The 1,346-nt window shown below is 50.9% G+C and carries 1 rRNA gene; it reads right to left on the reverse strand.

The window, feature by feature from the left end:
* Nucleotides 1-1,169 (reverse strand): 23S ribosomal RNA (locus ACYQ1A_RS21770); the annotation flags it as partial.
* Between the last annotated feature and the right edge of the window lie 177 nt (nucleotides 1,170-1,346).

Genomic DNA, 1,346 nt, shown 5'->3' on the forward strand with positions numbered 1-1,346 from the left:
TGCACATCCGCGTCTTCGGTTCATGATTTGAGCCCCGTTACATCTTCCGCGCAGGACGACTCGACCAGTGAGCTATTACGCTTTCTTTAAATGATGGCTGCTTCTAAGCCAACATCCTGGCTGTCTGTGCCTTCCCACCTCGTTTTCCACTTAATCATGCATTTGGGACCTTAGACGGCGGTCTGGGTTGTTTCCCTCTTGACACCGGACGTTAGCACCCGATGTCTGTCTCCCGAGCTGATACTTTGCGGTATTCAGAGTTTGCCATGGTTTGGTAAGTCGCGATGACCCCCTAGCCATAACAGTGCTTTACCCCCGCAAGTAATACTCGAGGCACTACCTAAATAGTTTTCGGGGAGAACCAGCTATTTCCGGGTTTGTTTAGCCTTTCACCCCTATCCACAGCTCATCCCCTGGTTTTGCAACACCAGTGGGTTCGGACCTCCAGTGCGTGTTACCGCACCTTCATCCTGGCCATGGATAGATCACCCGGTTTCGGGTCTACGCCCAGCAACTAAGCGCCCTGTTCGGACTCGGTTTCCCTACGCCTCCCCTATACGGTTAAGCTTGCTACTGAACGTAAGTCGCTGACCCATTATACAAAAGGTACGCAGTCACCCCATTTTCAGAGGCTCCCACTGTTTGTATGCATCCGGTTTCAGGTTCTGTTTCACTCCCCTCCCGGGGTTCTTTTCGCCTTTCCCTCACGGTACTGGTTCACTATCGGTCGATCACGAGTATTTAGCCTTGGAGGATGGTCCCCCCGTCTTCGGACAGGATTTCTCGTGTCCCGCCTTACTTGTCGCATGCTCAGTACCACAGATGTCTTTTCGTGTACGGGGCTATCACCCTCTGTCGCCAGCCTTTCCAGACTGTTCCACTAAGACTTCTGCTATCACATGCAGGCTCTTCCGGTTTCGCTCGCCACTACTTCCGGAATCTCGGTTGATTTCTTTTCCTCGGGGTACTTAGATGTTTCAGTTCTCCCGGTTCGCTTCGCATGACCTATGTATTCAGTCATGGATACCTCAAAAGAGGTGGGTTTCCCCATTCGGACATCGACGGATCAAAGCTCGTTTGCCAGCTCCCCGTCGCTTTTCGCAGGCTACCGCGTCCTTCATCGCCTGTGATCGCCAAGGCATCCACCAGATGCACTTATTCGCTTGATCCTATAACCTCAACCGCGACATTCATCACGACTGGATCATAGTGTTTGCGTCCTTCATGCTGCGCCGAGCAGCAATCCGGTTACGATTACAATCTACCCAATTTTTAAAACAACTAAAATTTGAGTCTTGCTTCTTCCACTTTGTTAAAGATCAGATACGGCAGGTTTTAATCAAAAA

The organism is Silvimonas sp. JCM 19000 (assembly GCF_054652575.1).